This window comes from Marinimicrobium sp. UBA4509 (assembly GCF_002388575.1).
Classification (GTDB): domain Bacteria; phylum Pseudomonadota; class Gammaproteobacteria; order Pseudomonadales; family Cellvibrionaceae; genus Marinimicrobium; species Marinimicrobium koreense.
In genome coordinates this window covers 71,665-77,601 of the sequence record NZ_DGMV01000087.1, presented here as the reverse complement: position 1 = coordinate 77,601, position 5,937 = coordinate 71,665, and the positions used below count along the sequence as shown (strand labels likewise).

Annotated in this window: 7 protein-coding genes; 5 read left to right on the top strand and 2 right to left on the bottom strand. The window is 63.5% G+C overall.

Annotated elements, in window-relative coordinates; all coding sequences use genetic code 11:
* Positions 1–28 precede the first annotated feature (28 nt).
* A complete protein-coding gene (locus B3520_RS16725; protein ID WP_286805846.1) occupies positions 29–592 on the bottom strand; it encodes a sugar O-acetyltransferase in 564 nt (187 codons plus the stop codon).
* Positions 593–596: 4 nt separating this feature from the next.
* Complete coding sequence (gene cysQ / locus B3520_RS16720) at positions 597–1,367, bottom strand: 3'(2'),5'-bisphosphate nucleotidase CysQ (protein ID WP_286876461.1); 771 nt, start codon at positions 1,365–1,367, stop codon at positions 597–599.
* A 275-nt stretch (positions 1,368–1,642) separates the two neighbouring features.
* On the opposite strand from cysQ, the gene B3520_RS16715 reads away from it, so the two are divergent.
* The 5 genes from B3520_RS16715 to B3520_RS16695 all read left to right on the top strand — a co-directional run.
* Entirely contained in the window at positions 1,643–2,416 is a 774-nt protein-coding gene (locus B3520_RS16715) for a hypothetical protein (RefSeq protein WP_286805844.1), read from the top strand.
* Positions 2,417–2,430: 14 nt separating this feature from the next.
* Entirely contained in the window at positions 2,431–2,922 is a 492-nt protein-coding gene (rimI, locus tag B3520_RS16710) for a ribosomal protein S18-alanine N-acetyltransferase (protein ID WP_286805843.1), read from the top strand.
* 98 nt (positions 2,923–3,020) lie between these two features.
* Positions 3,021–4,418 (top strand): MATE family efflux transporter, encoded by a 1,398-nt coding sequence (locus B3520_RS16705; protein ID WP_286805842.1) that lies wholly within the window; start codon positions 3,021–3,023, stop codon positions 4,416–4,418.
* Positions 4,405–5,631, top strand: a complete 1,227-nt coding sequence (locus tag B3520_RS16700; protein WP_286876460.1) for a sensor histidine kinase — start codon at positions 4,405–4,407, stop codon at positions 5,629–5,631. Before B3520_RS16705 ends, B3520_RS16700 begins: the two co-directional genes overlap by 14 nt.
* Positions 5,624–5,937: response regulator (locus tag B3520_RS16695; protein ID WP_286876459.1), on the top strand; the 314-nt coding region annotated here is incomplete at its 3' end. The genes B3520_RS16700 and B3520_RS16695, both read left to right, overlap by 8 nt.

The window sequence follows — 5,937 nt, the reverse complement described above, 5'->3', positions numbered from 1 at the left end:
TGAGTGCCACCCATCGAAGGGTTGGGGTTCAGATTGGGCGGATGATGCGGGCGGGGTTACCAGCGGCGAAGTGGTCGGCGGGGATGTCTTTGGTGACCACGGCGCCGGCGCCGATGACGCAGCGGTTGCCGATGGTGACGCCGGGGCAGATGATGGCGCCGCCGCCGATCCAGACGTCTTCACCGATGGTGATCGGTCTGCCGGCTTCCAGCCCGGAGGCGCGCTCTTGGGCATTCATTGGGTGGGTGGCGGTGTACACCTGGGCGGCGGGGCCGAACAGGGTGCGGGCGCCGATGTGCACCTCCGCCACGTCGAGTACCACGCAGTTGAAGTTGAAAAACACCTTTTCGCCCAGGTGGATGTTGTCGCCGTAGTCGCAATAGAAGGGCGGTTGCATCCAGACGGTGTCGCCGCCGTCGGGAATCAGTTCGCGCAGTAGCTGGCGACGCTTTTTCACTTCGTTATCCCGGCTGGCATTGAGGCTTTCGAACAGCAGGCGCGCCCGGCGACGGGCGGCGCAGAGTTCGGCATCCATGGGGTCGTACAGCGCCCCCGACAACATTTTCTCCCGCTCGGTTTGGTGATCGCTCACAGCATCAGGCGCCTCGGGCAATGAAGAAGGGGTTCAGTACCGACTCTTCCTGGTTGTAGCGCAGCGGCTCGCCGCTCTCGGCGACGTTCAACTGCCCGCCGGCGCCCAGCAGTACCGCGTGGGCGGCGCCGGTGTCCCACTCGCTGGTGGGACCCAGGCGAGGGTAGAGGTCGGCTTCGCCCTCGGCAATCAGGCAGATTTTCAGGGAGCTGCCCATGCTTTTGATTTCCGGGGCGTCGAAGTCGTCCAGGAAGGCCTTGAACGCGTCGCTCTGGTGTGAGCGGCTACCCACGATGCGCCAGCCGGTGTTGTTCGCGGGTGCCTTGCTGACGGTGATCGGGGTGTCCTGTCCATTAACGGATTTCCAGGCGCCTTGCGTCGCGGTGCCCCCGTGGTAGGTGCAGCCCAGCGCCGGCGCGTCCACCACGCCCCAGGTGGGTTCGCCGTGCTCGATCAGGGCGATGTTGACGGTGAATTCGTCGTTTTTCTTCACGAACTCCTTGGTGCCGTCCAGGGGGTCCACCAACCAGTAGCGGTCCCAGGTTTTGCGTTCGTCCCAGGGGGCGTTTTCACTCTCCTCGGACAGGATGGGCAGGTCCGGTGTCAGGCGCTGTAGGGCGTCGACGATGACACGGTGGGCGGCTAGATCGGCTTCGGTGAGGGGGCTGTCGTCGTTCTTCTGATAGACCTCGAAGTCCTTCTGGTAGACGGTCATGATGGCGTCGCCGGCGGCTTGGGCGGCCTGAATGATGTCGGAATAGGGGATGGTTGGCATCTTTGGGTAAAGCTCCTTGAGAGGGTGGGTGCCGAACGTGTTTTGGGGGAGTATACCGAAAAGTAGGGTGGGGGCCGAATAGGGGTGGTTTTTGGGGGTGGGGTCACGTTGGTTTACGGCGGATGCGGGCATCGCCCTTTTCCGCCCTACGCGATCCGCCGTGGTTTGCGTAGGGCGGATAAGCGAAGCGCATCCGCCGTAACCCCAGCCCGACATTGTGGGTGATGTTTGCTAGAATGGCGGATTGATTTGGCCGGGCATTGTGACCTCTTTTTATGAATGAATATCAGCGACAGGCTTATCTGGACGCCCTGGGCATGGAACAGTACGTTCCGCGCTGGCTGATGCCGCATGCGCCGATGCCCACGGCCTGCGAGCTGCCTGTGGTCGAGCCGCAGCCAGCCGCGCCTGCGGTGGCTCGGGAACCTGCGAACGAGCGGGCGTCCGCTGAGGCACCGCGGCCGGTGGCGGATTTCCTGAACGATATGCGCGAACCGGCCAAGCCGACGCGTCGGGAAGCGCCTCCGGAACCGGAGAAAGTCGCCGCTGCGGAGCCGCCCGCCGAGCGAATCGAGCCCTTTACCCTCAGCATCTGGCGTTCGCCCTTGCCAATACTGGTGGTCGATGCCCGCCAGCCCCGCGCGGCCATGCCCACGGACCGTCTGCTGCGCAACCTGCTGCAGGCGCTGGCGCCCCACGATACGCAGCGGGTCAGCGAAGAGGTACTGCCCTGGCCGCTGGTCAACCACAAGGCGGTGCGTCTGACCAGCGAGGACGCGCGGGCCGAGCTGGGCACCTGGCTGGAAACCGAGTTGGCCAACCGGCCGGTGCGCCACCTGTTGCTGATGGGGGAGTCGGCCGCGCGCTTCCTGTTGCCGGAAGATAGGCAGTACGATGAAGCCCTCTGGCAGTCGCTGTCCCTGCCGCCGTTCGACATGCCCACGCTGGTCGCACCCAGTCTGTTGGAGATACTGCGCAACCCGGATCTGAAACGGCCGCTCTGGACGGCATTGCAGCCCTGGTTGCCAATGGACGTGACCGCGAGCTGACCGCTTTGACCACCATGACGTCGACTCCCCACCCTTCGCTCTCCATCGTGACTACTGCCACCGGTCTTGAGCTGACTTTCCGACCCTTGGCGTCCGCCGATATCGAGGCGGTCATGGCACTTGAGAAGCAGGTTCAGAGCCATCCCTGGCGACGGTCCAGTTATGACGACTGCCTGACCGGTCGTCATCACTGCTGGCTCGCCGAGCATCAGGGGCAGTTGGTGGGGTTTGTGGTGGTGGCCTGGGCCGCGGGCGATGCCGAGCTGCTCAATATTGCGGTCGCACCGAATCGACAGCGCCAGGGCGTGGGGCAGGCGCTACTGGAGCTGATGCTGGCGCAGGTCAAGCCGTTCGCCAGCATGGTGTTTCTTGAAGTGCGGGTGTCCAATCACTCGGCAATCGCGTTCTATGAGCGGGAGCAGTTTTTCGAGCTGGGGCAACGGCCGAATTATTACCCTACCGCCCGGGGGCGGGAGGATGCGTTGATTCTGGCGCGGCAGCTGTAGGGTGGCATAAGGCCGAAGGCCGTCATCCACCGTTCCCCGATGCCTGGGCGTCTCAGGTATACTGTCCCGCTTTAAATCCGCCTGCCGCCGTGGGGTTTATGTCACGACCGCTTACTGCAACGCTCACCGAAGGTTCCGTGGCCGGCCAGCTGCGGACCCTGGCCATTCCCATGGTCTGGGGGTTGCTGGCCACCATGTCGTTCAATGTGGTGGATACCTTCTACGTGGCGCAGTTGGGCAACCAGCCCCTGGCGGCGATGAGCTTTACTTTCCCGATTGTGATGATCATTACCAGCCTGGGCATCGGTCTGGGGGCGGGGTCTTCGTCGGCCATCTCCCGTGCCATCGGTGAAGGGGACGCCAGCTATGCCCGGCGCCTGGCCACCGACGCGATCAGTCTGACCTTTCTGGTATCGGCCAGCATGTGCCTGCTCGGCTGGCTGTTGATGGACCCGCTGTTCAGCCTTCTGGGCGCCACGCCCGATCTCTTGCCCCTGATTCGCGACTACATGTCCATCTGGTTTATCAGCGCGCCGTTTCTGATGGTGCCCATGGTCTGCCTGTCGGCCCTGCGTGCCCTGGGCATGAGCCACATCCAGGGTTACCTGATGAGCGCGGCGGCGCTGTTCAATGCCGCGCTGGACCCGCTGCTGATTTTCGGACTGTGGGGCTTTCCCGCATTGGAGCTCCAGGGTGCCGCCTTGGCGACGCTCGTCACTCGCATACTGACCTTTCTGGTGGCCTTTTACATTCTCGCCGTGCGGGTTCGGCTGCTGACCTACCCCTGGGTGGCCTGGCAGGCGCTGATGCGCTCCTGGAAAACCATTGTGCATGTCGGTGTTCCCGCCATGGCCACCAATGTGATTGTCCCGTTGGCGAGTGCGGTGGTGACGGTCATGGTCGCCCGCTACGGGACCGATGCGGTGGCCGGGCTGGGAGTGGCCATGCGCATCGAGCCGTTGATGTTGATCGTGTTTTACGCGCTGTCCGGTGTTATCGGTCCGTTCTTCGGGCAGAATTTCGGGGCCGGTCAACACCACCGTCTGAATGAGGCGGTAAAGGTACTCTCGTTATTCTGCCTCGGGTTTGGGCTCTTGATCGCGGTCTTTCTGTGGCTGTTTGGCGGGTTGTTGGCAAGCCTGTTCAGCGAGCATGCTGAGGTCTTGCGGGTGGCTGCTTTCTACCTGGCCGTGGTGCCCTTCAGTTACGGGGCCTACGGTATCGTGATGTCGGTGAATGCCGCTTTTAACGGCTTGGGTCGCCCTCTGCCGGCGATGGCATTGTCCGCGGGACGGGTGGTCTACGTGTTCCTGCCCCTGGCCTTTCTCGGCCAGTGGATCTGGGGACTGGAAGGCATCTTTATGGCCACGGCGCTGGCGAACTGCCTGGTCGGGCTCTGGGCCTGGGAGTGGCTGCGTCGTTACGTCCAGCAGGTTCGGGCTGAAGGTGGGCGTCGTGCGCTGGTCTCGGTGGAGGCGGGCCATGACCCCCACTGAACGCAGCCCGGAGCAGTATCTTCAGTGGGCGCGCTGGCTTCTGATTGCCGTATTGCTGGTGCCCATCGGTCAAGATGTTCTGTCCGGGACGGCGCTGACGGTGGATGGCTGGCTGGGTCTGTGGTGCTTTGCACTGGCGGTCCAGCTCGTCGCTTACTCGCCGTGGCCCCGCGCCGAACATCGGCGGCTCAGCCTCCATCTTCTATGCGATATTGTGCTCTGGAACGGGGTGGTCTGGTTGACCGGGGGCGCCACCAACCCCTTTGCCGCGCTGTTGTTGATTCCCCTGGTGCTGGCGTTTTTATTGCTGCCCTGGCGGTGGGCGGCTCTGCTGTTGATCGCGAGTATTGCGGGGCAGTTGGTGCAACTGGTGGCGGTGTCCGATACGCACCTCGGTCACGACGGCATGGGCGGACACTTTCAGGCCATGGTGGCCGGTTTTGTGATTGCGGCCCTGCTGCTGGCTTTGACCTTACTCTATTTGCGCCGGCAACTGCACCTGCGGGATCTGGATCTGCAGCGGCTGCGGGAAACCCAGTTACGCGATGAACAACTCCTGGCGGTGGGAACCGCCGCCGCCCAGTTGACCCACGAAATGGCGACACCGGTTCAGTCGATCGGTTTGCTGTTGGATGAAATGGAACTCACTCTGGCGCCCGCGGACCGTCAGGAGACGGATGCCGAACGCCAGTTGATCCGCCGGCAGTTGGAGCGTATTCAGGGATTATTGGCTGACTGGCGGCTGATTGCCGAGGATGTCCGCGCGCGGCGTCTGCAAGCGTTGCCACTGGATCAACTGCTGCAGTCGGTACGCCAATTGCTGAGTATCACCCGCCCCGGCGAGCCTGTGGCGTGGGGAGAGATGAAAGGGGTGGCAGGCTCTGGTGTGCGCGCCGATCGCACGCTGATGCCGGCCATCCTGAGCCTGCTCAACAATGCCCTGGATGCGGGCGGTTCGGTGCGGGTGAGTGGTTACTGCTCTGAGGGACTGTGGCGGCTCGACATTGATAACACCGGCCGGCCTCTGACACCGGAGCAGCGGGCGCGTCTGGGGGCCGAATGTCTGCCCAGCGATGACGGGTTTGGCGTGGGCGCGCTGGTCAGCTACGCCACGCTGGAGCGGTTTGGCGGGCGGGTGTACTGGTCCGGTGACGATCGCAGCACTCGAGCCCGGCTGGAATTGCCCATTCAGGAGTGTTCTGACGGTGACTAGGCTGCTACTGATTGACGATGATGCGCTGTTTCGCGACCTGATGACTCGCCGCCTGGGGCGCGAGGGCTTTGAGGTGAGCGCCTGCGCCGATGCGGAGGACGCGCTCGCCTGTGATCCCGAGCCCCTGGATGCGATTCTGCTCGATCTGATGTTGGGCGAGCGGTCCGGGCTGGACCTGATTGCGGAACTCAAACAGCGCTTTCAGCCCCGTGAATTGGTGGTGCTCACCGGTTACGCCAGCATCGCCACCACTGTGGAAGCGATGAAGCGCGGTGCCACCAACTACCTGGCCAAGCCGGTGGACCG

Excerpts from the sequence above, each read along its gene's own strand:
- rimI (WP_286805843.1), top strand. The coding sequence starts at position 2,431 with ATGACGTCGACTCCCCACCCTTCGCTCTCCATCGTGACTACTGCCACC.
- B3520_RS16705 (WP_286805842.1), top strand. The coding sequence starts at position 3,021 with ATGTCACGACCGCTTACTGCAACGCTCACCGAAGGTTCCGTGGCCGGC.
- cysQ (WP_286876461.1), bottom strand. The coding sequence starts at position 1,367 with ATGCCAACCATCCCCTATTCCGACATCATTCAGGCCGCCCAAGCCGCC.
- B3520_RS16700 (WP_286876460.1), top strand. The coding sequence starts at position 4,405 with ATGACCCCCACTGAACGCAGCCCGGAGCAGTATCTTCAGTGGGCGCGC.
- B3520_RS16715 (WP_286805844.1), top strand. The coding sequence starts at position 1,643 with ATGAATGAATATCAGCGACAGGCTTATCTGGACGCCCTGGGCATGGAA.